A 26,837-nucleotide genomic window follows, 5' to 3' on the forward strand; every position below is an offset into this window, starting at 1 on the left:
ATTTGTCTTCAAGACGGTGAAGTGATAAAATTGCTTCACCGTTTATTTTTTGTCATGACAAGGGGAGTGGAATTCTAATGTTAAATAAGATTGAGACCGTAGCGGATTTTACAGCGCTTACCGAGCAGGGGCAGCCATTTTATTTATTAAAGCATAGCCTAACTTGCCCGATTAGCCAGTCAGCCTATGAGGAATTCGAAAAATTTTCAGCACTTCCGGATGCCCAGTGTTATTATCTGGCAGTACAGGAAGCGAGACTTTTGTCTGGCCATATAGCCGATGAATTTCAGATTAAGCACGAATCACCGCAGGCTATTATGTTTGTCGGCTCTAATCCAGTATGGCACGCCTCACATTGGAAAATTACAGAAAGTGCGCTTCTGGCGGCATTTGAAGAAAACAAGTAAGCATCCATGATTTATGGATGCTTTTGTATATCAATAACCGGTCATCACTTTAACGCTTAAAAGCGTTTAATTAATAAAGATAATTGGTGACAATCATTGGGGAATGCTATATAATTACGTAATAAAATAGTAGCGATAGTGAAAGGACGGGGACGATATGGGTAATAATGAACTGGATCAGCTTAGGAAACGCGTAGATGAATTGAATTTGCAGCTTCTTTCCCTTATTAATGAAAGGGCGCTTTTAGTCCAGGAAATTGGGCGCGCCAAGGAAACCCAGGGAGTATACCGTTATGACCCTGTCCGTGAGCGGCACATGCTTGATTTAATCAAGGAAAATAACAATGGGCCGTTTGAGAGCTCAACCGTTGAGCATTTATTCAAGGAAATTTTCAAGGCGGGGCTGGAACTTCAGGCGGATGACCACCGGAAAGCTTTGCTTGTTTCCCGGAAGAAAAAACCGGAAGATACGATTGTGGAAGTAAACGGAGAAAAAATCGGCGACGGCTTTCCGCACTTCGTCTTCGGCCCATGTTCAGTAGAATCGTACGAACAAGTGGCTAAGGTGGCAGCGAGCGTTAAGGAAAAAGGGTTTAAGCTGCTTCGCGGCGGCGCCTATAAACCAAGGACTTCACCGTATGACTTCCAGGGGCTCGGGCTTGAAGGCCTGAAAATCCTTAAAAGGGTTGCTAAGGAGTACGACTTGGGTGTCATTAGCGAAATTGTTCATCCAAATGATATCGAGACGGCAGTTGAATACCTTGATGTGATTCAAATCGGCGCTAGGAACATGCAGAATTTTGAACTGCTTAAAGCAGCGGGAGCAGCTGATAAGCCTGTTCTTTTGAAAAGAGGGCTTTCCGCAACTATTGAGGAGTTCATTAATGCAGCTGAATACATTATGGCGCAGGGAAATGGCAATATCATTTTGTGCGAACGCGGAATCCGGACATATGAGCGTGCTACAAGGAATACGCTGGATATTTCAGCTGTCCCAATTCTCAAGCAGGAAACGCATCTTCCTGTTATGGTGGATGTTACGCACTCCACAGGAAGAAGGGACCTCCTTCTTCCAGCAGCAAAAGCGGCTATTGCCATCGGAGCTGACGGTGTAATGGCCGAGGTTCACCCTGACCCGGCGGTTGCACTTTCTGACAATGCGCAGCAGATGGATCTTAAACAGTTTGACGATTTTGTCACTGCTCTGCAGGAAGCATCTTTTATCCGCCTGTAATATTCATGCCAAAAGCCTCTCCATTATTTTGGGGAGGCTTTTATCATGCTGAGTGGCTTAATAACTTGAAATGCAAAATTTAGAGATACTTCACATTGCGTGAAATGAAAGGATATCGTATCATAAGGGCATAATTAAATCTTGTTTACAGTATCACAAACTCGAAAAAATGTTTATTAGCGCTTCAATTGCTGTAGAATAAGATAATACACAAGCATGCCCGAGATAAAGGAGTGAAAGTGTTCATGAATATAACAATATATGATGTAGCGAGAGAGGCAAATGTTTCAATGGCAACGGTTTCCCGCGTAGTAAATGGCAACCCGAATGTAAAGCCTGCCACGAGGAAGAAAGTAGTCGAAGTGATTGACCGGCTTGGTTACCGCCCGAACGCTGTTGCGAGGGGACTTGCAAGCAAGAAAACAACAACTGTCGGCGTTATCATTCCTGATATTTCGAGTCCTTTTTTTGCAGAGATGACTCGCGGAATAGAGGATATTGCAACAATGTATAAATACAATATCATCTTGAGTAACTCTGACCAGAATATGGATAAGGAGCTGCACCTTCTGAACACAATGCTTGGGAAGCAGGTAGACGGCATTGTTTTTATGGGCGGGAACATTACTTCTGACCATGTGGAAGAATTTAAAAAGTCGCCAGTTCCCATTGTTCTTGCAGGATCGATTGAAGAAACTGAAACGATTCCTTCCGTTAATATTGATTATGAAACAGCAACATATGATTCGGTCATGGCACTTGTCAAAAAAGGCCATAAGAAAATTGCGTTTGTCATCGGCCCATATCATGAACCAATCAACAAGGAAAAAAAATTGGTTGGCTATAAAAGAGCGATTGAGGAATCAGGCTATACAGTTGATGAGAATCTTATCGTTGAAGGTGACTATACATATGACTCAGGCATTGAAGCTATTGAGAAGCTGCTTGAGCTCAATGATAAGCCATCTGCCACCATTGTCGGCTCAGACGAAATGGCGTTAGGTGTGGTCCACGGAGCAATGGACAATGGATATAAGGTGCCGGAGGATTTCGAGGTCATCAGTTCAGACAACACAAGGCTCGCCCTTATGGTAAGGCCGCAGCTTACAAGTGTTGTCCAGCCTCTTTATGATATTGGGGCTGTGTCGATGAGGCTTTTGACAAAGCTGATGAACAAAGAGGCAGTACATGGTCATACCGTCATCCTTCCTCACAGGATTGAATACCGGGATTCAACAAAATAAATAGGTTACAAAACAAAACGGCCATCCTTAACTTAAGGTTGGCCGTCAGAATATAGAAAAACGGATACTTTTTAGATTTGAAGTAAGATTAAGCAAAAAAAAGATTGTCATTGCCTAGCTAATTTAGCTGGGAAAAGGCGATCTTTTTGTTTATGGCCTTTTTAGAAGATTTTTTCGGTGAATGTGGTTGCTTTCTAGAATATTGAGGAGGAAAATACACTTTTATCCTCATTTTCGGCAAGTAGTATTGCCGGGCCCGTTTGTAACCGGATTCACAAATGCATTTTAAGATGGATTTTGGTTTATTAAGCCGCATATCTACGATTACGCCCACCCTATCTACGGTGATGCTCGTTCTATCTAAGGTAAAACCCATTCTATCTACAATTGCAGTAAAAAATCCCCATATCGATTCAGATTAAATCGTATTTCCTGTTAAAAATTTAAACTGTCTCATTAAGATCTGAGCGAAGCACATTAAGTCTCCCGACAGTCTGAAGGCCACCCCTTCAAAAGGGATGGCCTTTTTCTCATAAGATAAGAAGACTACTCTCCAGCTTAGCTCCTGTGCAAGACGCTTCTGCTTTTCACATTTTCCTTTATCTCATGCCGGCGTGCTCCAGTCCATACGCCCCTAAACGGCCGCTTCCGCATTTCTTTTTGTCTAGCTCCAGCCCCTGGACAAGGCGCTTCCGCTTTTCTTACAATATTGTTTTTGTCTGTTTCTGGCTCCGGATTGGATATAGTGCTTTCTCCATCGTCTTGGCGTTTTTTTCAGTTATTTCCGGCTTTCTTGGAATAGGTGGATAAATGTTTTCACTGTCATCCCAAGACTGCGGGAGGCTGACAGGTGCTTTTGGCTGCCATTCCTCCAACCATTCCGCTGGTAAACTGCCATAACAGTTTGAGTTTTCGGTCATTTCGTGCCATATCAATGCCCATGCCCTGGGAACGACCCTCCAGATATCGTATCCTCCACCGCCAACGGCAACCCATTTTCCGCCACAGTATTCATGTGCAATCTTGTGGGCGAGCTTTGGTATTTCCCGGTAGATTTTCATGGTTGCGGAAAGATGCGTGAGCGGGTCATAGTAGTGCGCGTCTGCTCCATTTTGGGTCAATATGACGTCAGGCTTGAAAAAGGCTGCTACCTCCGACAATGCGTTCGAGTAGGCATGCAGCCAAGAATCGTCTTCTGTAAAGGCATCGACAGGGATATTGAAAGAGAATCCATAGCCTTTCCCCTGGCCCCGTTCATTTACATTACCTGTGCCGGGGAATAGATAGCGGCCTGTTTCATGGATGGAAAGCGTGCATACATCAGGGTCATCGTAAAAGGACCATTGTACACCATCGCCGTGGTGAGCATCTGTATCTACATAAAGAACCCTTGCATTGTACTTTTCCTGCATATATTTAATGGCAACTGAACTGTCGTTGTAAATGCAAAATCCCGATGCCTTTCCCCTGAAACCGTGGTGGAGGCCGCCTCCCAGATGGAGCGCATGGTCGGCAGTGCCAGTCATTACAGCATCGACTGCCGTAAGGGTGCCCCCGACCAGCATGGCGCTTGCCTCATGCATGTTTGGGAAAATGGGAGTGTCTTCTGTGCCAAGGCCGTAGCTTTCAGCTTTGGTCTGGCCAAGTTCACCATGACCTGCCTGCATGACGGCATTAACATAGTTAGGGTCATGAACAAGGCATAATTCATCAAAGCTTGCGGTTCGCGGCGATATAATCTGGCTGTCAGAAATACTTCCGTTCTTTCGAAGCAAGTCTAGGGTCAGTTTCAACCGATGTTGGTTGAAAGGGTGGCTGGCATTGAATTTGTAGTTTAGCAGTTCTTCCGAAAAGATGAAGGCAGAGCTGGTGGTCATGATGAAACCCCCGGGAGGTTTGGCCAGAGGACATCATGCCCGGCTTTCTTCAAGTCTTCAATAATTCCGATTGGATTCATCGTCTGAATTCTGACAACCAAAATTTTATAGTTTTCATCTTTTCGGTCAGGATACACGAGCACGCTTAGGATGTTTGCGTTCCTGCTGCTGATCACTGAAGCGATATTGCACAGCATGCCTGACTTGTTAGGGACTTTGACTTCAATTTGGGATCCCGGCTGAAGAGCCCCTGTAAGCTCGACAAGTGTATGGAGCATATCAGTTTCAGTGACGATCCCCGCCAGTTTTTCATCCGATACGATTGGAAGGCATCCAATATGGTGCTCGTAAAAAAGGGCGGCGATTTCCTCTACAAAGTCTAACGGGTGCCCGGTAATCAGGTCCGTTTTCATAATAGACTTCAGCGGATTTTTCAACTCGTCCAAATGTTCGTTAAAGTGGAATATTGAAGGCATTGCAGCCCGGATATCCCGGTCTGTAACAAGACCCGCCAGTATGCCGTTAATGTCGAGAATGGGAATATGGCGGATTTTCTTGTTTTCCATCAGTTTAACTGCATCTTCAATCGTGTTTTCTATTGTTAAAGTAGCAACATCCGTTTTCATGATTTCCTCGACTATCATGGTAATCCTCCTTGCAAGACTTTCTCCAGTGGCTAATACATAAAGCGATTCATGAACCTCAGCCTGTCAAACTGCTGAACCGATTCAGGCGGAATCCTTTTGCCGATTCGTGCCATCAGGCAGTTGGCAGGATGAGAGCTGATTTCCGGATCATCTGTTGCATACCACTCCAAGCCTCCGGCGTTCATCATTTTTTCCATGATCTTTCTGTATTCCCAAACGTTCAGGCGTGTTCCCTTTAAGTCCCAATGCCAGTAGTACTCTGTGGTGATAATAATATAATCTTCCATTGCGTCATCCATCATTGACACGGTCAGAAGATTTTTTCCGACACCGCATCCTCTGAATTGGGGAATTACTTCAATTGCACCAAGCTCAATCAAATCCTCCATCCCGCCTTCGGACCATCTTTCTAATGGATCGGGATACAGGTATGTAACATAGCCGACAACTGTATGATGATGCCTAGCCACAATAATTCTGCCTTCGGACAAGCCTGCTATTTCAATGAGCGCTTTATGTTGCTGGGCCGGCTGCCGGAACGCAACGAGATCTTGGTGAAACTCGTATCCTGCAAGCTGAGCAGGAGTAATCGGGCCCTCAATAATGACAGGTCCGTAAGAAGTTTTTAATTCTTTTGCATTATACGTTTTATTATGTTCCATTCAGTCACCACCCGGGTACAATTCTGCCGTAACCCTATTATACATAAAATCTTGAAGAAAAAAGCGATTTCACTAAATTTTCAGTAATATATGACAGTTTGCGGGATAAACAACCGCTGCTGGCTGGCAGCAAGAGTTCAACTAAGATTTTAAAGCGGGACAGAAACGGAAATTTCTGCATTGACACTGCTTCGTCATAGATTCCGAATAAAGAGAATAAAATATTTTAAAAATTGAGAAAAGAATAAACATATACTATAATGGGTGATAAATATCATTTGCCAAAGGGGATGGGTCAATGAAAGTGGAAGCGTTACCAGCCATAAAGGGCCAGTACAACTTATCAAACTATGAAGAAACCTACAGCGAATTCAATTGGGATGAAGCAGAAAAGAACTTTAGCTGGCATGAGACAGGAAGAGTCAATATGGCTTATGAAGCAATCGACAAGCATGCCCTTGGATTTCGGAAAAATAAGGTCGCACTCTATTATCAGGATGGAATCAGGAAAGAAAAATACACTTTCAAAGAAATGAAAGAAATGACGAATAAAGCAGGTAATGTGCTGAAATCGCATGGCGACGTTGAAAAAGGGGATCGGGTTTTCATCTTTATGCCACGGTCTCCAGAGCTTTATTTCGCCGTTCTTGGTGCAATTAAGCTTGGTGCGATTGTTGGGCCGTTGTTTGAGGCTTTTATGGAAGGCGCAGTCCGTGATCGTCTGCTTGACAGTGAAGCAAAGGTCCTTGTAACAACACCTGAATTGCTTGGAAGGGTGCCTGTTGATGAACTGCCTGACCTCAAACATATTTTCCTGGTAGGAACAGAAATAGAAGAATCAGATTCTATTATTGACTTCAATCAAAAGCTTGAGGAAGCCAGCAGAGATTTGAAGATTGAATGGGTGGATAGAACTGACGGAATGGTTCTTCATTATACATCGGGTTCAACAGGCAAGCCAAAAGGAGTGCTGCATGAGCACAATGCAATGATCCAGCAATATCAAACAGCTAAATGGGTCCTTGACCTGAAGGAAGAGGATGTTTATTGGTGTACCGCAGACCCGGGGTGGGTAACGGGGACATCGTACGGAATTTTCGGCCCGTGGCTTGCGGGCGCGTCTAACGTGATTATTGGTGGTCGTTTCAATCCTGAAACATGGTACAAAATGATTGAGGATTATGGTGTCTCAGTCTGGTACAGTGCTCCGACGGCTTTTAGGATGCTGATGGGTGCGGGTGATGAGATCGTCAAGAAATATAAACTTGGCAGCCTTCGGCATATCCTGAGTGTCGGGGAGCCGCTGAACCCTGAAGTTGTCAGGTGGGGGATGAAGGTCTTTCATTTGCGCATCCACGATACGTGGTGGATGACAGAAACAGGTGCTCAGCTGATCTGCAACTATCCATGCATGGAGATCAAGCCTGGTTCAATGGGCAAGCCTATCCCGGGCGTTCAGGCATCCATTGTGGATGACCAGGGGAGTGAGTTGCCTCCATACAGAATGGGTAATCTCGCCATCAAAAAAGGCTGGCCGTCGATGATGAATGCAATCTGGAAAAATGAGCAAAAATACGAGTCCTACTTTATGCCTGGAGACTGGTATGTATCTGGGGACTCAGCATATATTGACGAGGACGGCTATTTCTGGTTTCAGGGCAGGATTGATGATGTCATCATGACATCTGGTGAGCGCGTTGGGCCATTCGAGGTTGAAAGCAAGCTGGTTGAGCATCCCGCAGTTGCTGAGGCCGGTGTCATTGGAAAGCCCGACCCTGTCAGGGGAGAAATTATTAAAGCGTTCATTGCCCTTAGAGATGGCTATGAGCAGTCCGATGAATTAAAAGAGGAGATACGCCAGTTTGTTAAAAAAGGACTTGCCGCACATGCAGCACCACGGGAGATTGACTTCCGCGACAAGCTGCCAAAGACCCGAAGCGGAAAGATCATGCGTCGCGTCTTAAAAGCATGGGAATTGGATTTGCCGACAGGCGATCTGTCCTCAATGGAGGACTGAGTTCAACAGAAAAACCCCCATCCTCGTTCAGGGATGGGGGTTTTCGCTATTCTGCCGGCTTGGTTTCCTCGGCAGCAGGCACGTCAGTCGTTTTCTTCGGTTTTTCCTCTTTTTTCTTTTGCCTCTCATCTGGCTTGGCACCGCCAATTTTGACAGCGTTCGATGGGCCTGATTCTTTGCCGGCAACATCCACTGCCGTCACATAAAATTCTCCTTTGCCTCCAGAATAGGAAAGGGCAGTCCCTGCTTTAATGCTGGAAACCTTTTTCCCTCCTCTGTAGACCCTGTATCCGACTACATCGCTTTCTGGATGCGTTCCCCAGGTGAGCTTGTCCCCAGAAGATGAGATCTTAGGAGGGGCAGGCGTGCTACCGTTATCATTTAGCTTTGAACTTGCTACAAGGGTGTTTGTCCACGCCTCTTTTTGGGGAAGCAGCTGGGCTGGATTCTTAATTCTATGGCCAATAATGCTTTCCATATATTCAGGATTCAGTACGACTCCTCCTGTTTCCACAAATTCAGCTGGCGTGTTGTCGAGGGCGAAATAGCTTTTCCCTCCAACTAGTACAAATTTACTTACTGCAAGAGTATCATCAACTTTGGATGGAGCGTATTTGGCGATGAACAAATCTGATGCAACCAGTCCAGCCTTTGAACAGGCATTGGATGGAAGCATGCCGGAGACTGTGCAGTATGACCGACTTACAATTCCTCCAGGCATCTGGAAGCGCTCATTAGGATCGACAATGTCAGGAGCGGCATCATAAGCTGCGTTCATCAAGTCTGCCCATAAATAATTGGTCCTGACACCGTATGTTAGCCCATTATAGTACCTTTCAAGCGACTTAGGCGTATCATAACCAATCCAGACACCAAATGATACATTCGGATTGGTGGCGACAAACCATGAATCATGGTATTCATGACCGGTACCCGTTTTTCCTGCCCAGTCCGAGCTGAATTTCAGCCTGCTGTTAACGGCAGTGGCGGTTCCCCTGCTGATCACATCGCGCATCATATCGAGTGTCAGATAGGAAGTCTGCGGGCTGAAAACATCGACTGGCTTTACTTTATGCTGGTAGACAATTCCACCGTCTTTATCAACAATTTTATCAATTAAATATGCATCGATAAATTTCCCTTCATTTGCAAAAGTACCAAAAGCGTTGGTGTTTTCTTCCACCGTTACCCCGCCGATTGAGCCAATGGAAGCCGCCGGGTTGACAAAGTCCTCTTTTTCCAGTGAAGTGAATCCCATCTTTTCAAGATAGGAGACAGGGTTATATCTTAAAATGTTTTTATAAGCTATCACTGCCGGTACATTGTATGACTTTGTCAATGCATGCCTAACTGAGGTCAGGCCGCTGTATCGCAAATCATAATTGTGAGGCCAGGGAACGCCGGGCCTGCCAGGATCGAGGTATACCTCAACATCAGGCAGTACAGATCCGGGATGAAGCTTGCCAAGCTCCATTGCCGGTGCGTATACGAGCAATGGCTTCATTGTGGACCCGTTTTGCCTAAGTGCGCTTGTGGCATGGTTCAGCTGTTCCCGCTTGAAGTCCCGTCCGCCGACAAAGCTGATAATTTTCCCTGTCTTGTTTTCGATTAGTGTCGCTCCAAGCTCGACCGGTTCCATTACTGTCTCCAGTACACCGGTTTCCGGATTTCGAACTTGTTCTGCTTTGGCGTTTCCGTAGTGAGGATAGTTTACGGCAACCTCCTGCATCCGGTCATAAATGTCCTTGTTGATAGTCGTATGGATTTTATAGCCATTTTGGCGCAAATCTCTATCGGCTTTGCTCAAGTACTCATTCCGAAGGTTTTTGTCATTCTTAATGTCTTTCTCTTCATAGCCATCTTTTTTAGCAAGGACTTTTGCAAGGATTTCTGTTGCCCTCTTTTCAATTTCAAAGGTAAGGTATGGATACTCCTCTATAGTGCTTCCATTTTCGGCCTTTGCAATATAATCTTTTGCGATATCATACTTCATCGCGTCCTTATATTCTTTATCGGATATAGACCCTGCAGCATGCATCCGGGACAGGACTGTTTTCATCCTGGCCAGCCCAGGTGATAAGTCTTCCTTCAGTTTGCCGTGCTCACTTGAGAATGGCGTATAGCCGAAAGGGCTTTGCGGAAGCCCTGCAATAAAGGCGGCCTGCGGGAGTGTAAGATCTTTCGCATCTTTCCCGAAAATGCCATTGGCGGCTGCCTGGACACCGGCAATATTGTTGCCGGAGGCATTTCTCCCGAATGTGGCTACATTAAGATAGGCCTCAAGGATTTCTCTTTTGTCGAAGAATTTTTCCAAGCGGAGAGCCAACAGAATTTCCTTTGCTTTTCGTTCAAAGGAGATTTCATTGGTCAATATCTGGTTTTTGATCAGCTGCTGTGTAAGTGTGCTGCCTCCCGATTGGGTGGACGAATTTGTTACTTCTTGGAGCAGTGCACGTATGATTGCTTTTGGGACAACACCGTCATGCTGGTAAAAGTATTCATCCTCGGTTGCGATGACGGCATCAACCAGATAGTTGGATACTTGGTCGAGCTTGACCTCTTCCCTGTACAAGTCTGTTCTCAGTTTGCCGAGATAAACATCATTCGAAAAATATAAATCTGATGTTTCCTCATAGTTATAGATATCTTTTTTCATTTTTTCATAGGGGCGGATCGGCTCTTCCTTTACAAGTGAAGCAAAGTAGCCTGCACCGACACCCCCAGCAAATCCAGCTCCAATTACCATGACAATGATGAAGAGGAGCAGCAGATTCCATAGGATATTATACGTTATTCGCGCTCCTCTGATTGTTTGTTTATCGGTAAGATAGGACCGGACTGAGTCAAATCGGTCTTTCCATCTCTCTTTTTCCCGGTTCATTGTATCATTCCTCCTAAAATCTCCTACATTATAGCATAACAGCAACAATGGAATGAGAAACGCTTTCATCTTTTACATTTTTCTTTTCGTATGATGAATTTTGTTATGGTATACTACTGCCATAACATGTTAAATTTTTTTATAAAAATAGGTGGTCGTTATGGAACAATATCAAATTGTATATGACGCACTAAATAAAATGAGCATTGCTTATGAAGTTGTTGAACATCCGCCTGCTTTGACAACAGAAGAGGCAGACAGTTACATCGTTGGCAAAGAAGGTGTGCGTACTAAAACACTTTTTCTTTGTAATAAAAAAAAGACTGCATACTATTTAGTCATTATTGACGATACAAAACGACTAGACATGGATCAACTTGCGAAAATTCTTAAGGAGAAACGTATTAGTTTTTGTTCATCAGAAAGATTGATGGAAAAAATGGCATTACCTCCTGGAGCTGTTTCTATTTTCGGATTATTAAACAATGAGGATCATGATATAAAAATATACTTAGATAAAGAAATGCTTACAGAAAAATTGATGAGTTTTCATGCTAATGACAACACAAAAACACTTTTTATTTCTATGGAAGATATGTATAAATTCATAAACACATTAGGTTATGAATACTCCGTTATAGAATTGTAATGGTACAATCTGCTGTTTCATCCCAGTAAATAGACTCTATCTATAACCATTGATATATCAACGGTTTAGTCCATTGTTGTGGTGTGGAAAAATATTTTCGAAACAAATATAAACATGTTTTTTAATATGTGATTCTCTTAAAGATTGTAGGTTCACTTCTTGGATCATTCTGGATGTTCAGTGAGTGCAAAAGCAACGCAATCTGGAACTCTGTGCAGCTTTTTTAAATCATTGGTTTGACAAACGTCTGGATCTTATGGTAAAAATGTTTTAATATCTTTATATCGAACAAAGCGTTGAAGGGAAAGCAGTAGTGCTTCTATCACTGTTTCAGAAAGCCGGCGGCCGCTGTGAGCCGGTACAAGTAGAAGGATGAATTACACCCTGGAGCTTCTGCAGAAAGAATTGATTTCTGCGGACGGTTTTGCCGTTATTTTTTGAGTGGAAAACATCTACATTTGTTTTCAAGCCGGGTGGTACCGCGCATATAGCGTCCCTGCATTATTTGCAGGGGCGCTTTTTATTTTGCTTTTTTATTAAAAAATGGAATGAATATTTAGGAGGAAGAGTAATGGATTTGTTAAATGATTTGAAATGGCGTGGAATTATTTATCAGCAGACGGATGAAGAGGGAATGGCCGAACTTCTCGGCAAAGAAAAAGTCTCGCTTTACTGCGGTGTTGACCCGACAGCGGACAGCATGCATATCGGGCATCTTTTACCATTTTTGACTTTAAGGCGGTTTCAAAATCATGGCCACCGTCCAATCGTCCTTGTAGGCGGAGCAACCGGAATGATTGGGGATCCAAGCGGAAAGAGTGAAGAGAGGAAACTTCAGACGGTTGAAGATGTAAACCACAATGTCGAGGGAATTACGAAGCAGCTGAAGAAGATTTTTAATTTTGAAGGTGAAAGCGGTGCGGTCATGGTAAATAACTATGACTGGACTAGCACTCTTGATGTCGTGACGTTCCTTCGCGATTTCGGTAAATATGTCGGCGTAAACTACATGCTGGCAAAAGACACCATTTCTTCGCGTCTTGAAACAGGGATTTCTTTTACCGAATTCACTTACACGATTCTGCAGGCAATGGATTTTCTTCACTTGTACCAACACCATGATTGCAAAATGCAGATTGGTGGCAGTGACCAGTGGGGCAATATAACAACAGGTCTCGAATTGATTCGGAAGATGGCTCCTGAAGGCTCAAAGGCATTTGGGATGACCATCCCGCTTGTGACAAAAGCGGATGGCACTAAATTTGGGAAATCGGAGAGCGGCGCTGTTTGGCTGGATCCTGAAAAGACATCACCGTACGAGTTCTACCAGTTCTGGATCAACACGGCAGATGCAGATGTCATCAAATACCTGAAATTCTTCACCTTCGTTGAAAAAGAAGAAATAGAGGCTCTTGAAACTGCAGTTCAGGAAGAGCCGCATTTGCGGAAAGCACAGAAGACGCTTGCTAAAGAAATGACACGAATGATTCATGGAGAAGAAGCTTTGCAGCAGGCTATTAAGATTTCGGCTGCATTGTTCAGCGGGGACGTCAAAAATCTGACCGCTGCGGAAATTCAGCAGGGATTCAAAGACGTGCCATCGTTTACAGCTGCAGCGGATAAAGAAATCAATCTTGTCGAACTGCTGGTTGAGGCGAAAATTTCGCCGTCAAAACGTCAGGCACGTGAGGATGTAGGAAACGGCGCTGTTTCCATTAACGGGGAACGAGTTACGGATACAGCATATAATCTTGGTGAAGCCGACAGAATCCAAGGTCAATTCACTATCATTCGCAGAGGTAAGAAAAAGTACTTCCTCATTAAATACTAAGAGCTATGCTTAAAGCCTTCCGGATTTGTCTGGAAGGCTTTATTTATGCGTATGGTTGAATTTTTTAAGTATGCAAAAACCCCCTGCCAGGGCAGGGGGTCCGGTTCGTCCCCATTAACGGGAGTAGAATTCTACGATGAGCGCTTCGTTGATTTCAGCTGGAAGTTCAGAACGCTCAGGTTGGCGTGTGAATGTTCCTTCAAGCTTGTCTGCATCGAAAGTCAAGAAATCAGGTACGAAGTTGCTCACTTCAACTGCTTCTTTAACCGCATCAAGGTTGCGGGACTTTTCACGAAGGCTGATTGTTTGGCCAGGAGCCACGCGGTATGATGGAATATCAACGCGTGATCCGTTGACAAGGATGTGGCCGTGGTTTACAAGCTGACGCGCAGCGCGACGAGTGCGAGTAAGACCAAGACGGTAAACAACGTTGTCAAGGCGTGATTCAAGAAGAATCATGAAGTTTTCACCGTGCTTACCAGTCATTTTGCCTGCTTTGTCAAACAGGTTGCGGAACTGGCGCTCAGTTACTCCGTACATATGACGAAGTTTCTGCTTTTCTTGAAGTTGCAATCCGTATTCGGAAAGCTTTTTACGCTGGTTAGGACCATGAGGACCTGGTGCGTAAGGGCGTTTTTCTAATTCTTTACCTGTGCCGCTCAAAGAGATTCCGAGGCGGCGGGATAGTTTCCAGCTTGGGCCGGTATAACGAGCCATGAATGACTCCTCCTTATGTTTTTATTCTGGTAAAATAAAAACAGTTTGCAAGACAGCAATCACGAGTATTTTGTTTTCATGCACCTTCGCCCTAGCAGCAGCGGGTTACAAGATACACCATCAAAGGGCATTCCCTTCGAGGAACAAAATACAGCCGTAAAGGTGTTCACATAGGCTGCGATATTTTACACAAAGATTATTATATAATTTTTGAATGATTATTGTCAAGGGACTTTTTAATCATTAATTTATTTAGCGCATGCTTGTTTAATAGGTCTTTATGATATAATGAAATAGTTCTTTTTACATTAATTTGAATTTTGTGTATTGAATCTCATATGTGAACTTTGCATGTATGACAGGTGATGTGGATGAATAACATAGTGGAACAGCTGGTTTTGTCTGAGCTTAAATGCCGTTTTCTCGATATTATTCTTGATGAAAAGGCGCCTTTATCGAGGGGCCGCCTGGTGAGAAGCATGCTTGCCACAATAAAGGATGCTGCCGCAATACAAGGTGAGATTGATTTTTACAGCTGCGGGCAGTGGAACAAGACCTTATATCTGGAGGCGACAACCCGCCTCGGACAGTCAGAGGGGAATATAGCCTTTGTGAGTTGTTCTCCGGAATCGATTCTCAATTCTTGGGATGCCAAAGTATACAGAACAACGCAATTCCCTCACTACGGCCTTGTCCTCGTTCTGAAAAGAGAGGACTGCCTGCTTGGTATCACAGCTTTTGAAGATCCATCATATACGCTTTCTGATGGATTGCTTGAAAACATAGCGGATGAATGCAGTAAAATGATGGCCAAAATACATAGTGTTGAGAAGATATTGGCAGAGGAGCAGCGTTACCGGCAGCTTCATAGAGTGACGGAGAAATTTCATTCTACCATGGATATGGATGATGTGCTGTTTGAAATCATTTTCACACTTCGGGACATGTATCCCGGATTTGAGTATTATCTGCTCTTGAGCCATGACAACAACAGCCATGGAGAGCTTCCGGTAAAAGACCTTGAATATAACAGCAATAACTTTTCTGCCATGCAGGCGTATGTGACTGGGACAATTCAGCTTGAGGATTCCCTTCAGGAGCGGAAATCCATTCTATACGCGCCTCTTAAAGGAAGGCAGGGGGTCTATGGCGTCCTGCAGGTAATTGCTTCGAACGCCCTCGTGTTTCCTGAAAATGAAATGGAGTTCATTTCACTCCTGGCAAATACTGCAGGAAGCGCACTGGAGAATGCCCAGCTTTACCAGCAATCTCGCAGGCTTGTAACAGACCTTCAGCTAATCAATGAAACCTCCCACAAGCTAAACAGCAACCTCAGGCTTTTTGACACAGTAAAGTATGTCTCCGGTCAAATTTTGAACTCATTTTGCGCACAGGAAGTCGGATTTATCATGATGGATGAAACTGCAGTGAATATGGAAATCCTCCAGGGCAGCACAGAGTTCTTTTTTTCAGAGGGTGCCCCGGTTCATATTGCCCGGCTGGGCGGAAAAATCATGGAGCACGGTGAGCCGTTCTTTATTGGAGATAACGCGTTGTCAGGGGAGCACGCTGGCTTTTTATACAAGTCAATCATGGGAGTTCCAATTGTCCAGAATAACCATATAAAAGGATTTGCACTTGTACTCCACGAGAAACCCTATACATTTACTTTTGATGCATTTAAACTGCTCCAATCACTTATCCATCATTCATCGCTCGCGTTTGCAAACTCAATGCTGAAAGAACAGCTGGAGAAAATGGTGATCACCGATCACTTGACGAAGCTGTTTTCGAGAAGCTACCTTGATGAAGAGATGAATGTTTCTATGTTAAAGGACGAGCAGGGTGCATTTATTTTGATTGATATTGATAACTTCAAGTCAATAAACGATACATATGGCCACCAGACTGGTGATGATGTGCTTATCCAGCTCGCCAGGCTCGTTTCGGAAAGCATCCGGTCCTCCGATATCGGAGCACGCTGGGGCGGGGAGGAGCTCGCCATTTATTTGCCTGGGGCACCGCTTGAGACAGGGGCTCGAATCGCGGGCAGGCTTGCAGAAAAAGCTGCGCGTCGTACAAGGCCGGGCATTACCATTTCATGCGGTGTTTCCCGCTGGACCAAGGGGTGCAAAGATACGACAGGTTCGCTGTTCAGGCGGGCTGACCAGGCTCTGTATGAAGCAAAGACTTCCGGGAAGAACAAAGTGGTGGTTAGTGAAGAAAAAGAGTACCGCATTCAAAATTAAAGCAAGGAAATCTTAAAATTGCTCTTCCACAGTCTTTTAGGCTGTGGATTTTTTTTATACCCATTTATCGGGAGTACCAATCGCAAAGAGGAGCGTAAAATGTCTTTGTAGGGAATAATATCTTTATAATAAAAAATTATCAGGCCGTATCTTTTTCTCCCCTTCATTCGTTATAGGGGCTGAGAGGGTTAAAAGGAGTGAACAGAATGTATACCAGCAGGTGTTTAAAGGACGATAGGAAAGCGGGACAAGAGAAGGCGGGTATCACAACCGGGATACAACAGTATTATTCCAGTCTCCAAAAATATTGCCGATTTATTGCCAAGGACAGCTGGGATGGTGATGATCTTGCTCAAGAAGCCGTTTTGAAGGCGATTCGGCATTATCCTTTATCTGAAATAAATTCTGCCCTGTTGAAAAGAATCGCTTACCATCATTGGGTAGACACGTTGAGAAAGAGAAAACATGAGGTAGCCGGAATCCCTGAAAATATTGCCGGAATCGATGATAGGTCTCTCAAGAACAGCACAATGGATATGGTTGAACTGCTGATGGAGAAGTTGACACCAAAACAGACTGTCATTTTCATTTTGAAAGAAGCTTTCCGCTATCAATCCGGAGAAATAGCTGAGCTGCTTGGCACAACAGAAACGGCTGCCAAGGCGGCCCTGCATCGGGCAAAAAAAAGGCTTGAAAGAGGGGAATCACTCCGCCCGGTGGGTACGGCGCAGGATGAATCCGAGCAGCAGCGCTTATCCAGCCTGCTTTACAAATCCATACAAGCGGAAGATCCCGCGGTCCTGATTGAAAAACTTTCTGATATCCCGTCACTTGCCAGTGCTTCGAAACCTGTCATGGCAATGCATTCAAGCTCTCCTCTCTCTTCTTGCATGATGGCAGCCTAATCGAAAAGGGAGGAAAAATAATGAGTACAATTCCGTATGTAATCGAACAATCAAGCAGGGGAGAACGGTCATACGATATTTATTCCCGCCTGTTAAAGGACCGCATCATCATACTTGGAGATGAGGTTACCGACCAGGTGGCAAACAGCATCATTGCCCAGCTGCTATTCCTTGAAGCTGACAATTCAGAAAAGGATATTTCGCTTTATATCAATAGTCCCGGCGGCTCAACATCAGCGGGTTTCGCAATTTTTGATACGATGGAATATATTAAGCCAGATGTCAGTACAATTTGTGTCGGGATGGCGGCTTCATTCGGGGCCATGCTGCTCCTTGCAGGGGCAAAAGGAAAGAGATATGCCCTTCAAAATAGCGAAATCATGCTTCATCAGCCATTGGGTGGAGCAAAGGGGCAGGCAACTGAAATCGAGATATCTGCCCGGAGAATACTCAAACTTCGTGATCACATTAACCAAATCATTGCCGAACGGACGGGCCAGCCGGTGGAGAAAATCGCAAAAGACACTGACCGGGATTATTTCATGAGTGCACAGGAAGCTCTGGAATATGGGATCATCGATAAGATCATTGCGAAAAGATAGCTGCGCTTCATTTTCCCAAATCAAAGCAGCCTATGCCATCTTAGAAAAACTTAACTTAGCCTAAATAGACAGTCCAGCCTAAACAGCTCAGTTAAGCAAATCTTAACTGAGCTGCTTATTTTTATAAAAAAATGCATGGGACTAGATTTTTATTAAGAAAAGGTTTTAGTAATAAAATCACTTTAGGTCTTTTAAAATCTGTTCACTAGTGTTATCAAGCTCTAGGGGAAGTATGGAGGCTTTTTCAGGAACTAGGTTAGTTAGTTCCTGGCAAGCTGCTTCAGATATATATATATAGTCAACAGTATTAATCATTTTATTAAGGTGATCCTTTTCTGGAATTCCTCCAGTTATACTTGAAATATGTTTAATGCCAGCTTCGTCTACTCTATTTGCCAGCGACTCACCACCTTTATTCCCAAGACAAATAAATGCAACTTTGGTTCCTTCTTTTAACTTTGCGATATTCATTAAATCTTTAGGGGAAATTCTGGAGCCAATCGTATAGATTGGTTTTTTGCTGTTATTAAAATAGTCCTTAACTACATTTGAATGATTTAAAGTCGTGATTATTCCGTCTATTTCACTGAAATTTGGAACGTTTTCATCCATGTTATTTTTAAAATCTTCTATAAAAAGGCATAAGATGTTAGCCCCTGTATGTCTTTTATTTTTTCAAAAATGTAGGCTTAATTTTTATTGATTTCAATAATCGTAAAACCATGCAAATTTCGGGATGGGCTAAGGTATTGTGGGAAGGCGATGCAGCAAAAGACTTACCAGGAGCAGAAAGGCTCATACATTTAGAGGTTATTCAAGTTATAGAAACTCTGGATCCTTCATCCTCAAAAAAAGATTTCAATGCAAAATACTTTCGCATTTTCCATTCCTGTCATATGCTGTAAGAGAAATGTATGCGTTTTCAACATAAAGGGGGATCATCATGCGGGAGAAAAAATTTGAAACAAAAGTCATCCATTCTGGATATGATTCAAAACAATTCAGCGGGAGCCTTGTTCCGCCAATATATCAAACAAGCACTTTTGCGTTTGATAATGCGAAACAGGGGGCTGCCCGTTTTTCAGGAGAGGAAGCCGGTTATATTTATTCGAGGCTTGGAAATCCAACTGTAACTGTGCTTGAGGAGCGGATGGCGGTGCTCGAAGGAGCAGAAAAGGCGCTAGCATTCGGTTCTGGAATGGCTGCAGTATCGGCAGTTCTATTTTCGTTGGTGAAAAATGGGAGCCATATTCTTTGCTCGCAAGGTGTTTATGGCTGCACATTTGGACTGCTGGAGCTAATGGAAGAAAAGTTTGGGATCACTCATGATTTTTCTGCAATGGAAACGAGTGAACAAGTGGAAGCTTTGATTTCTCCAGAAACTGCCTGCATCTATGTCGAAACGCCAATCAACCCGACAATGAAGCTAGTCGACCTCGAAATGGTGGCAACGGTAGCTAGGAAAAAAGGAGTTCCGGTTGTTGTTGACAATACGTTCTGTTCACCTTATCTCCAGAACCCAATTGTCTTGGGATGCGATATTGTCGTACACAGCGCGACTAAGTATATATGCGGGCATGGGGATGTCATCGCTGGAATTGCGGCAGGGAGCAGCGAAATGATGGAAAGAATCGCCCGGACAACACAAAAAGATATTGGCGGCGTTATTTCCCCGTTTGATGCTTGGCTTTTACTGAGGGGGCTGAAAACACTCCCTGTCAGAATGGATCGGCACAGTGATAACGCAGAGAAATTGGCAGAATTTCTTTTGGGACATCCAATGGTAGAGAAAGTATTCTATCCGGGCGACCCATCCTCGGGAGATTTCCAGCTTGCGCAAAAACAAATGCGAAAGCCAGGCGGATTGATCTCTTTTAACGTGAAGGGGACGAAAGAGACAGCGCAAAGATTTATGGACGAGCTACAGATGATAAAGATTGCAGTCAGTCTTGGAGATGCCGAAACTTTGATCCAGCACCCTGCAACAATGACACACGCTGTCGTCCCGGAAGAGTCAAGAATGAAAATGGGTATTACCGACAACCTGCTTCGTCTTTCTGTAGGCCTTGAGTCATGGGAGGATATCAGAGAAGATTTGGATGCAGCTTTTAAAAGCATTTAATAAAATTATATTTTAGGAATGAGAAAAATCGGAACCGGTTAAAGGTGCCGATTTTTTTGTTGAAGCTTCCTCCAATGTCATCTTCAAGTAAATAAAATGGCCGAACAGGAAGATCGAGGACTGCAGAATTCATTTCCAGGAAAACAAAATTTCCGCAAAGCAGCACCAATACTGAAAACAAAAGACAGCGGTGCACGAAACTGCACCGCTGTCTCTCAATATAATTTATTCTCTGTAAAGCTCCATAAGCACGGCTGAAAATTTTTCGAGTCTCTCTTGGTCAAGGTTGTCAAACCGGTCTTTCTCCGGCGAGTCGATATCGAGCACTCCAACAAGCTTTCCATCATCAACAAGAGGAATGACAATTTCAGACTGTGAAGCGGAATCACAGGCAATGTGACCGGGAAACGCGTGTACATCCGCTATTCTCAATGTTTCCCGTTTTTCTGCAGCTGTTCCGCAAACGCCTCTTCCAAGGGGGATTCTGACACACGCAGGCAAACCCTGGAAAGGTCCCAAAACAAGCTCACCCTCATCCATCAAGTAAAAGCCCACCCAGTTGATTCTATCAAGAAAATGGTTGAGAAGGGCTGAGGCATTGCTTAAATTAGCTGTGACATTCTTTTCGTCGTGAAGAAGTGCTCTTAGCTGTTTGATCATTAAATCATATTTTTCTGCCCGATCCCCTTTGTACGATTCGACCTGAAACATGTTTTTCCCCCTTATTGTCTGAAAATATCCTTTCATTTTAACAGAATGTGGGGGAAAAATGGAGACTTTGTCGACAGGTTTTCCAAGGAAACTGCGGGCTTTTCCTATAAACTAATAGATAAGAGTGAATAAATGTAAAATAGTAAAAGGCGGGTGGAAAGAATGCGGAAAAATTCCAGGGATAAAATCGTAGACTCAGCTGTTTACCTTTTTAATACGAAAGGCTACAGTGGAACATCGATTCGGGACATTGCTGCCAAGGCCAAGGTGAATGCCGCCAATATCGCTTATTACTTCAATAATAAAAACGGGCTGCTAGAGTATTGTTTTACAGTGTTTTTCGAGAACTACCTGAAAGAAGTGGAGGAGGGTTTCGCGGTGCTCGATGATGGAGCGGAAGAATGCCTCCAGGATATTGTGGACAGGCTCATGAAATACCAGTGTGAAAATCTTCAACTCACCAGATTTGTATTAAGGGAAATGACCATCGACTCGCAAATGGTCCGGGAAGTAATGTCTACCTATATGGCCAAGGAGCGCTATTACTTGAAAAAAGTGCTAGAAACAGGGATGAACTCAGGGGAGTTCTCAAGCCGCCCGATCCACTATGCGATTCTTCAGCTGAAATCTCTTTTGAATATGCCGTTTTTGAACTCCGACTATGTAAGTGAAGTCCTCCATATACTGCCGAATGAAAACTATTTTGCTGAAAAATACAGCCGGGAAGTAGCCAGCTGGCTGAGAGCTTTCCTGTGCGGACCAGCACATCCTCATGTAATGAGAGTAGTGTCGGTCTGATGGAATATCAATCTGCAGCATGCAATGATTTCCTGATAAAATTCATACCCTGGCCCAGTTCTTTCACCTGATGGGCATCGGAACCGTAAATAAGAGGGATACCCATGTCAGCTGCCTTTTCAATGACGTTGGAGGGAGGGTAAGTCTCACGGCACAAGGGCTTTGCTGTTCCTGCCCCGTTACAATCAATCTCATATCCACAGCTGCAGATTTTTTCGAGAATATGATGAATTTCATTCGTAAATGTTTTTTCTGGAGGATATTTTAGCTGGAACTTATGGACAAGTGTGATATGTCCAATCCTCTTCGGCTTATAAAGCCCAAGGTTTGCTTCAATTGACTTAAGGACAGTCCTGTAATAATTCTCGTATACTTTGTCCACAGAACCGTAATGACCTGCCATTTTCTCAAAATTGGCAGGGCTGTAATCAACGCAGGAATAGTCCCCGTTCCGGTCTTTTAAAAAGTGAACCGAGAGGATAGCGTCATCCAGGTTTTTTCCTGTTTGATCAAGGAAAGCCGCAGTTTCTTTTTCAAATCCCTCAATATAATCCACTTCCAGGCCTGTATGTATCCTGATCCTTCCTTTATACTTATTTTTTACCTTGTCTATTTCAAAAAAATACTGTTCCAAGTCCTCTCTTTTCATTGCGCTGTCTTTTAAAGGGGTCGGATCCGCGAATCCTTCGGGGAGCGGAGCATGTTCTGTAAACGTTATTTCGGTATACCCAATTGAAAGGGCACGCTCGACATAGTCATCGAGCACATCTTTTGTTCCATGCGGGCAGAATGGTGTATGTACATGACCGTCTATCAGCATAGGGCGCCTCCGTAAGTTTTTTCGTCAATACCTTGACAGCTTTAGATTATTTTCGATAATTTTAACAAAAAAAAGAAATAACTGGTCAAAAAATGTCGTTTACATGGTATCATAAATACATTAAAAAAACATTTACTTCATTTATTTGTATAGATAGAATGGCGATCCGATTTTTTTTTGCGATAGACCGGGAGGATTAGCATGGAATATATAATTGGTGGAATAGTTTTAATCATGGGCTTATTTTTGGCCGGATTTTTACTGAAACGGAAATACTTCGGGGAAGTTGACAGGTATGAGGCATGGAAGCTGGATATCCTGAACAGGCCTGTACTTGAGGAAATGTCGAAGGTCAAGCAGCTGAATATGACCGGACAGACTGAAGAATTATTTGAGAGATGGCGGCGGGAGTGGGATGAAATTGTCACTGTCGGGCTGCCAGGAATTGAAGAAAACCTGTTTGATGCCGAGGAGTATTCAGATAAACTCAGGTTCAGAAAAGCAAAAGAGACTTTTTCAGTTATGGAAAGTAAGCTTAACGAAATAGAAGAAGTCATCAATAAAATTCTTAGTGAATTGAATGAACTGGTCGGAAGCGAAGAGAAAAACAGGAGTGAGATTGAAGGATTGAAGGAGCTGTATCGTGGGAGCAGGAAAAATCTTCTTGCGCATCGCCATAGTTTCGGCAAGGCCGAGGAAAACCTTGAACAGCAGCTTGATGAGGTTAATGCCAAATTCGTTGAGTTTGATGAAAAGACTATGAACGGCGATTATCTTGAAGCAAGGGAAACCGTTCTTACCATTAATGGACAGCTTGAACAAATCAGTATAAGAATGAATATAATTCCTCAGCTTCTCCATGAGTGCCAAACCGTTATTCCTTCCCAGATCAATGATTTGAAGGAAGGCTACAAGGAAATGGAAGGGCAAGGCTACAGCCTTGAACACATTGGTTTCGATGCAGAGATGAAGGAAATTGAAAAGGGTATGGATGAATTCCATACATTGATTTATGGAACGGAGATCGGCAAGGTCGAACAGGGAATTGAAAAAATGAAAGAAGCGATTGATTCTCTTTTTGATCTTCTGGAAAATGAGGTAGCCGGGAGACAGTCGATCATGAAAGCACATCCGGCAGCAGAAAAATGTTTGGATGAGGCTGTGGAAGAACAGGAAAGAATTCACCAAGAACTGCAGATTATCCAGGAAAGCTACCATTTAAATGAAAAAGAACTTGATGCACAGCGATCCTGCGACGGCCAGCTTGATGAACTGGTGAGAAGATTTGAACTGCTTTCAGCAAAGATCCAGCAGAGTGAAACGGCTCAAAGCTTTCTGAATGAAGAGCTGTTAAAGCTGAAAGAGGAGCTCGACAGCGTTATATCGGACCAGCTTGCATTTAAAGAAAAACTAAATGCGCTAAGGAAAGATGAGCTGGCTGCCAGGGAACAAGTGAAGGAATTGTCAAGACAGATAACAGAAATGATTAGACTTGTTTCAAAGAGCAACCTACCGGGACTCTCGCAAACCTATAAGGATCTTCTCGAAGATGCCAGGGAAAGCATTCAAAACGTCGCCGGTAAATTAGAAGATAAGCCGCTGGATATTCCTGTCGTGCAGCAGCACCTCGAAATCGCTGTATTAACAGTGGAGAAATTGTCAAACACGACAACCGAGATGGTAGAAAATGTGATGCTTGCAGAAAAAGTAATTCAATATGGGAATCGCTACCGAAGTAAGCACCAATCCGTTGCAAAAGGTTTGATGCAGGCGGAAGAATCATTCAGGAGCTATGATTATCGCCGGGCGCTTGAAGAGGCTGCTACCGCAATAGAAAAAGTTGAACCCGGTGCGCTGAAGAAAATTGAAGAGTTGATTTATGAAAAGCAGGCGTAAGGCCAGGTAGGTCTCCAATCCCGATTGGAGGCCTTGTTTTTTGGCTGAACGAGAATTTAAAAATAAACAGGGTTATGCTAAGATGATATGTTGGCAGCAAAGTTTTTTTGCTATAGGGGGGAACATAACATGATCTATTTTGATAATAGCGCAACGACGAAACCATACCTAGAAGTTCTGGATTCATTTATAAAAGTAGCAGGCAATTATTTTGGCAACCCATCTTCACTGCATGGTGTCGGAGGCCAGGCTGAGAAGCTCCTGAATCAGGCGAGGACGCAAACGGCAGAACTCCTTGGGGTAAAGCCTGATGAAATCCTGTTCACTTCAGGCGGCACTGAGAGCAATAACCTTGCCATCAAGGGTGTGGCACTAGCCGGGGAAAACAGGGGAAGGCACATCATTTCATCAAAGATTGAACATCCTTCTGTTTCGACTGCAATGGAACAGCTCGAAAAATTGGGGTTTGAAGTATCCTTTGTGCCAGTAGATGCCTTTGGGTTTGTTAATCCGGAAGATATCAGAAGGGAATTGCGCAACGATACAATACTTGTGTCAGTAATGCATGTGAATAATGAGACAGGGGCAATACAGCCGATAAAGGAAATTGGAGCGATTGTACGTGATTATCCCAAGGTACTTTTCCATGTTGACTACGTCCAGGGGGCTGGAAAGGTACCGCTCGATTTTCATTTGTGCGGAATAGACCTCTGCTCGCTATCCGGCCATAAATTCCATGGTCTGAAAGGGACAGGGGCTCTCTATGTAAGGGAAGGAGTAAGGCTCTTTCCGTTATTTTCAGGTGGAAGCCAGGAAAAGGCAAGGCGGAGCGGTACTGAAAATGTAGCCGGTGCGGTGGCGCTGGCCAAGGCATTGCGCATGTCTCTTGCAAAAAGGGAAGCAGGGGTGCTGGTAATGGAGAAGCTGAACCTACAACTGCGCAGTGAACTTGGCAGTATACCGGGCGTTACTATTCACTCTTCTGAATGGAACAATGCCCCGCATATTCTGAATTTCTCCATAAAAGGGCTGAAAACAGAAGTATTTGTTCATGCGCTTGAAGAGAAAAACATCTTTGTTTCTACGACAAGCGCCTGCTCATCGAAAAAGAATAGAGGAAGCAAAACGCTGCTGGCCATGGGAGTTCCGCATGAATTGGCAGCAAGTGCCGTAAGAATCAGTCTTTCATATGAGAATACACTGGAAGAAGCTAAAATCGTTGGCAATGCAATTAAGGAGACTGTTAACAGGTTGGGAGAGGTAATGAACAGATGATATATGACCGAATACTGATAAGATATGGAGAAATTTCAACTAAAGGGAAAAATAGGAATAAGTTTATCGACAGACTAAGAAAAAACATCCAAAAGTCCCTGGCAGACTTCCCAAAGGCTTCCGTAAAGGCTGACCGTGACAGGATGTTTGTACTCCTAAATGGGGAAGATGGAATTCGGGTTGCCGACTGTCTGAAGAAAATATTTGGAATTCAATCATTCAGCCTTGCTGTCAAAACGGAACAGGACAAGGAGAAAATGAAGGATGCAGCGCTGGTTTTGTTCCAGCAGGTCTATAAAGAAGGGAATACTTTCAAAATTTCTGCAAGAAGAGCAGACAAAACATTTGAGCTTGATACAAACGGAATCAACCATGAACTGGGTGGACATTTGCTTCGGAATATTCCCGGATTGGTTGTGGATGTCCGCAATCCTGATATTAATCTGCAGGCGGAAGTCAGGAAAGAAGGTATTTACCTTTCCGCAGAAAATATCGTTGGTGCTGGAGGTATGCCAGCAGGTTCTGGCGGCAAAGCAATGCTCATGCTGTCGGGAGGGATTGACAGCCCGGTTGCAGGCCACCTTTCCATGAAACGCGGTCTTGAGGTGGAAGGAGTTCATTTTTTCAGTCCGCCATTCACAAGTGAACGGGCTCGCCAGAAAGTGATCGACCTTTCGGAAAAACTTGCCGAAGTTAGCGGACAATTTGTTTTGCACATCGTTCCTTTCACAGAGGTCCAGCAAATGATCCACAAACAGGTTCCGGAAAACTACACCATGACTTCGACAAGAAGAATCATGCTCCAAATTACCGATGAATTACGCAAGAAGAATGGCGGCCTTGCCATCATCACTGGCGAAAGCGTCGGACAGGTGGCCAGCCAGACGCTCGAGAGCATGTATGCTATTAACGAAGTGACCAGCACTCCAGTCCTAAGACCGCTGGTTATGATGGATAAATCAGAAATAATGGAGATTGCACAGCAGATTGAAACACATGATATTTCTATCCGTCCTTATGAAGATTGCTGTACGGTCTTTGTTCCTGCTTCGCCGAAGACAAAGCCAAAGCTTGAGAAAGTGCAGCGGTTTGAAAGCTTTTTTGACTTTGAGCCGCTGATCCAAAAAGCTGTAGAAGAAACCGAGACAATCCTCATCAAGCCAGGCCGAAATACTTTGGATGTCATCGACGAAGACCTGTTTTAAACAGTAAATAAAATTGTGAACAATTACCAAACTTAATCCAGTATTAAGACATGTGGTTTTACACACTCTATATTCACAAGGAGGTGAA

Annotated in this window: 22 protein-coding genes and 1 other annotated feature; of the genes, 14 read left to right on the plus strand and 8 right to left on the minus strand. The window is 43.9% G+C overall.

Annotation, left to right across the window (positions count from 1 at the left end; genetic code table 11):
• The first annotated feature begins 77 nt into the window (after window positions 1-77).
• From ytxJ to ccpA, 3 genes are all read left to right on the plus strand, one after another.
• The gene (gene ytxJ / locus D1970_RS16430; protein WP_119113952.1) at window positions 78-407 is read left to right on the plus strand and encodes a bacillithiol system redox-active protein YtxJ; all 330 of its coding nucleotides are present in this window, start codon (window positions 78-80) and stop codon (window positions 405-407) included.
• Window positions 408-564: 157 nt separating this feature from the next.
• Window positions 565-1,641: a bifunctional 3-deoxy-7-phosphoheptulonate synthase/chorismate mutase gene (locus tag D1970_RS16435; protein WP_119113953.1), complete on the plus strand. Its 1,077-nt coding sequence runs from the start codon at window positions 565-567 to the stop codon at window positions 1,639-1,641.
• A gap of 245 nt (window positions 1,642-1,886) precedes the next feature.
• Window positions 1,887-2,885: a catabolite control protein A gene (gene ccpA, locus D1970_RS16440; RefSeq protein ID WP_119113954.1), complete on the plus strand. Its 999-nt coding sequence runs from the start codon at window positions 1,887-1,889 to the stop codon at window positions 2,883-2,885.
• A 701-nt stretch (window positions 2,886-3,586) separates the two neighbouring features.
• Here the strand turns inward: ccpA and D1970_RS16445 are convergent.
• From D1970_RS16445 to D1970_RS16455, 3 genes are read right to left on the minus strand one after another with little or no spacing between them, the layout of a single operon-like run.
• Window positions 3,587-4,762, minus strand: coding sequence for an acetoin utilization protein AcuC (locus D1970_RS16445; RefSeq protein WP_119113955.1), 1,176 nt, complete (start codon window positions 4,760-4,762; stop codon window positions 3,587-3,589).
• Entirely contained in the window at window positions 4,759-5,406 is a 648-nt protein-coding gene (locus D1970_RS16450; protein WP_119113956.1) for an acetoin utilization AcuB family protein, read from the minus strand. The genes D1970_RS16445 and D1970_RS16450 overlap by 4 nt, the downstream gene beginning before the upstream one ends.
• Window positions 5,407-5,438: 32 nt before the next feature.
• On the minus strand, window positions 5,439-6,071 hold the full coding sequence (locus D1970_RS16455; RefSeq protein WP_119113957.1) for a GNAT family N-acetyltransferase: 633 nt from the start codon (window positions 6,069-6,071) through the stop codon (window positions 5,439-5,441).
• 298 nt (window positions 6,072-6,369) lie between these two features.
• On the opposite strand from D1970_RS16455, the gene acsA reads away from it, so the two are divergent.
• Window positions 6,370-8,088 carry an acetate--CoA ligase gene (acsA, locus tag D1970_RS16460; protein WP_119113958.1) on the plus strand — a complete coding sequence of 573 codons (1,719 nt, stop codon included), beginning with the start codon at window positions 6,370-6,372 and terminating at the stop codon, window positions 8,086-8,088.
• Window positions 8,089-8,134: 46 nt separating this feature from the next.
• Here acsA and D1970_RS16465 read toward each other — a convergent pair whose 3' ends face one another.
• Window positions 8,135-10,969, minus strand: coding sequence for a transglycosylase domain-containing protein (locus D1970_RS16465; protein WP_119113959.1), 2,835 nt, complete (start codon window positions 10,967-10,969; stop codon window positions 8,135-8,137).
• A 160-nt stretch (window positions 10,970-11,129) separates the two neighbouring features.
• Between D1970_RS16465 and D1970_RS16470 the strand changes: the two genes are divergently transcribed.
• Complete coding sequence (locus tag D1970_RS16470) at window positions 11,130-11,618, plus strand: prolyl-tRNA synthetase associated domain-containing protein (RefSeq protein WP_119113960.1); 489 nt, start codon at window positions 11,130-11,132, stop codon at window positions 11,616-11,618.
• Between the two features lie 287 nt (window positions 11,619-11,905).
• Window positions 11,906-12,119: a binding site (T-box leader), on the plus strand.
• A gap of 70 nt (window positions 12,120-12,189) precedes the next feature.
• Entirely contained in the window at window positions 12,190-13,449 is a 1,260-nt protein-coding gene (gene tyrS, locus D1970_RS16475) for a tyrosine--tRNA ligase (protein WP_119113961.1), read from the plus strand.
• Window positions 13,450-13,563: 114 nt separating this feature from the next.
• On the opposite strand, the gene rpsD is transcribed toward tyrS, so the two are convergent.
• A complete protein-coding gene (rpsD, locus tag D1970_RS16480) occupies window positions 13,564-14,166 on the minus strand; it encodes a 30S ribosomal protein S4 (RefSeq protein ID WP_119113962.1) in 603 nt (200 codons plus the stop codon).
• Between the two features lie 371 nt (window positions 14,167-14,537).
• On the opposite strand from rpsD, the gene D1970_RS16485 reads away from it, so the two are divergent.
• The 3 genes from D1970_RS16485 to clpP all read left to right on the plus strand — a co-directional run bounded on the left by D1970_RS16485 (window position 14,538) and on the right by clpP (window position 17,922).
• Window positions 14,538-16,415 carry a sensor domain-containing diguanylate cyclase gene (locus tag D1970_RS16485; protein WP_119113963.1) on the plus strand — a complete coding sequence of 626 codons (1,878 nt, stop codon included), beginning with the start codon at window positions 14,538-14,540 and terminating at the stop codon, window positions 16,413-16,415.
• Between the two features lie 206 nt (window positions 16,416-16,621).
• Entirely contained in the window at window positions 16,622-17,320 is a 699-nt protein-coding gene (locus D1970_RS16490; RefSeq protein ID WP_119113964.1) for a sigma-70 family RNA polymerase sigma factor, read from the plus strand.
• Between the two features lie 20 nt (window positions 17,321-17,340).
• Window positions 17,341-17,922 carry an ATP-dependent Clp endopeptidase proteolytic subunit ClpP gene (gene clpP / locus D1970_RS16495; protein ID WP_119113965.1) on the plus strand — a complete coding sequence of 194 codons (582 nt, stop codon included), beginning with the start codon at window positions 17,341-17,343 and terminating at the stop codon, window positions 17,920-17,922.
• Between the two features lie 177 nt (window positions 17,923-18,099).
• On the opposite strand, the gene D1970_RS16500 is transcribed toward clpP, so the two are convergent.
• Complete coding sequence (locus tag D1970_RS16500) at window positions 18,100-18,534, minus strand: hypothetical protein (protein WP_119113966.1); 435 nt, start codon at window positions 18,532-18,534, stop codon at window positions 18,100-18,102.
• A gap of 331 nt (window positions 18,535-18,865) precedes the next feature.
• Here D1970_RS16500 and megL point away from each other — a divergent pair, with 331 nt between their 5' ends.
• Window positions 18,866-20,044 carry a methionine gamma-lyase gene (megL, locus tag D1970_RS16505; RefSeq protein WP_119113967.1) on the plus strand — a complete coding sequence of 393 codons (1,179 nt, stop codon included), beginning with the start codon at window positions 18,866-18,868 and terminating at the stop codon, window positions 20,042-20,044.
• Window positions 20,045-20,269: 225 nt separating this feature from the next.
• Here megL and msrC read toward each other — a convergent pair whose 3' ends face one another.
• Window positions 20,270-20,755 (minus strand): free L-methionine (R)-S-oxide reductase MsrC, encoded by a 486-nt coding sequence (gene msrC / locus D1970_RS16515; protein WP_119113969.1) that lies wholly within the window; start codon window positions 20,753-20,755, stop codon window positions 20,270-20,272.
• 162 nt (window positions 20,756-20,917) lie between these two features.
• Between msrC and refZ the strand changes: the two genes are divergently transcribed.
• Window positions 20,918-21,553, plus strand: a complete 636-nt coding sequence (gene refZ / locus D1970_RS16520; protein ID WP_119113970.1) for a forespore capture DNA-binding protein RefZ — start codon at window positions 20,918-20,920, stop codon at window positions 21,551-21,553.
• Between the two features lie 7 nt (window positions 21,554-21,560).
• Here refZ and hisJ read toward each other — a convergent pair whose 3' ends face one another.
• Window positions 21,561-22,373, minus strand: coding sequence for a histidinol-phosphatase HisJ (hisJ, locus tag D1970_RS16525; RefSeq protein ID WP_119113971.1), 813 nt, complete (start codon window positions 22,371-22,373; stop codon window positions 21,561-21,563).
• Between the two features lie 201 nt (window positions 22,374-22,574).
• Between hisJ and ezrA the strand changes: the two genes are divergently transcribed.
• From ezrA to thiI, 3 genes are all read left to right on the plus strand, one after another.
• Window positions 22,575-24,269: a septation ring formation regulator EzrA gene (gene ezrA / locus D1970_RS16530; protein ID WP_119113972.1), complete on the plus strand. Its 1,695-nt coding sequence runs from the start codon at window positions 22,575-22,577 to the stop codon at window positions 24,267-24,269.
• Between the two features lie 129 nt (window positions 24,270-24,398).
• Window positions 24,399-25,544, plus strand: a complete 1,146-nt coding sequence (locus tag D1970_RS16535) for a cysteine desulfurase family protein (protein WP_119113973.1) — start codon at window positions 24,399-24,401, stop codon at window positions 25,542-25,544.
• Complete coding sequence (gene thiI, locus D1970_RS16540; RefSeq protein WP_119113974.1) at window positions 25,541-26,749, plus strand: tRNA uracil 4-sulfurtransferase ThiI; 1,209 nt, start codon at window positions 25,541-25,543, stop codon at window positions 26,747-26,749. Before D1970_RS16535 ends, thiI begins: the two co-directional genes overlap by 4 nt.
• Window positions 26,750-26,837: the final 88 nt, after the last annotated feature.

It is taken from the genome of Mesobacillus zeae, assembly GCF_003570705.1.
Taxonomy (GTDB): Bacteria; Bacillota; Bacilli; order Bacillales; family Cytobacillaceae; genus Mesobacillus_C; species Mesobacillus_C zeae.

Coding starts and splice junctions, on each gene's coding strand:
- thiI (WP_119113974.1), top strand. CDS start 25,541: ATGATATATGACCGAATACTGATAAGATATGGAGAAATTTCAACTAAA.
- tyrS (WP_119113961.1), top strand. CDS start 12,190: ATGGATTTGTTAAATGATTTGAAATGGCGTGGAATTATTTATCAGCAG.
- msrC (WP_119113969.1), bottom strand. CDS start 20,755: ATGTTTCAGGTCGAATCGTACAAAGGGGATCGGGCAGAAAAATATGAT.
- D1970_RS16485 (WP_119113963.1), top strand. CDS start 14,538: ATGAATAACATAGTGGAACAGCTGGTTTTGTCTGAGCTTAAATGCCGT.
- acsA (WP_119113958.1), top strand. CDS start 6,370: ATGAAAGTGGAAGCGTTACCAGCCATAAAGGGCCAGTACAACTTATCA.
- D1970_RS16445 (WP_119113955.1), bottom strand. CDS start 4,762: ATGACCACCAGCTCTGCCTTCATCTTTTCGGAAGAACTGCTAAACTAC.
- megL (WP_119113967.1), top strand. CDS start 18,866: ATGCGGGAGAAAAAATTTGAAACAAAAGTCATCCATTCTGGATATGAT.
- clpP (WP_119113965.1), top strand. CDS start 17,341: ATGAGTACAATTCCGTATGTAATCGAACAATCAAGCAGGGGAGAACGG.
- refZ (WP_119113970.1), top strand. CDS start 20,918: ATGCGGAAAAATTCCAGGGATAAAATCGTAGACTCAGCTGTTTACCTT.
- D1970_RS16470 (WP_119113960.1), top strand. CDS start 11,130: ATGGAACAATATCAAATTGTATATGACGCACTAAATAAAATGAGCATT.
- hisJ (WP_119113971.1), bottom strand. CDS start 22,373: ATGCTGATAGACGGTCATGTACATACACCATTCTGCCCGCATGGAACA.
- rpsD (WP_119113962.1), bottom strand. CDS start 14,166: ATGGCTCGTTATACCGGCCCAAGCTGGAAACTATCCCGCCGCCTCGGA.
- D1970_RS16490 (WP_119113964.1), top strand. CDS start 16,622: ATGTATACCAGCAGGTGTTTAAAGGACGATAGGAAAGCGGGACAAGAG.
- D1970_RS16500 (WP_119113966.1), bottom strand. CDS start 18,534: ATGGATGAAAACGTTCCAAATTTCAGTGAAATAGACGGAATAATCACG.
- ytxJ (WP_119113952.1), top strand. CDS start 78: ATGTTAAATAAGATTGAGACCGTAGCGGATTTTACAGCGCTTACCGAG.
- D1970_RS16465 (WP_119113959.1), bottom strand. CDS start 10,969: ATGAACCGGGAAAAAGAGAGATGGAAAGACCGATTTGACTCAGTCCGG.
- ezrA (WP_119113972.1), top strand. CDS start 22,575: ATGGAATATATAATTGGTGGAATAGTTTTAATCATGGGCTTATTTTTG.
- D1970_RS16455 (WP_119113957.1), bottom strand. CDS start 6,071: ATGGAACATAATAAAACGTATAATGCAAAAGAATTAAAAACTTCTTAC.
- D1970_RS16435 (WP_119113953.1), top strand. CDS start 565: ATGGGTAATAATGAACTGGATCAGCTTAGGAAACGCGTAGATGAATTG.
- D1970_RS16535 (WP_119113973.1), top strand. CDS start 24,399: ATGATCTATTTTGATAATAGCGCAACGACGAAACCATACCTAGAAGTT.
- ccpA (WP_119113954.1), top strand. CDS start 1,887: ATGAATATAACAATATATGATGTAGCGAGAGAGGCAAATGTTTCAATG.
- D1970_RS16450 (WP_119113956.1), bottom strand. CDS start 5,406: ATGATAGTCGAGGAAATCATGAAAACGGATGTTGCTACTTTAACAATA.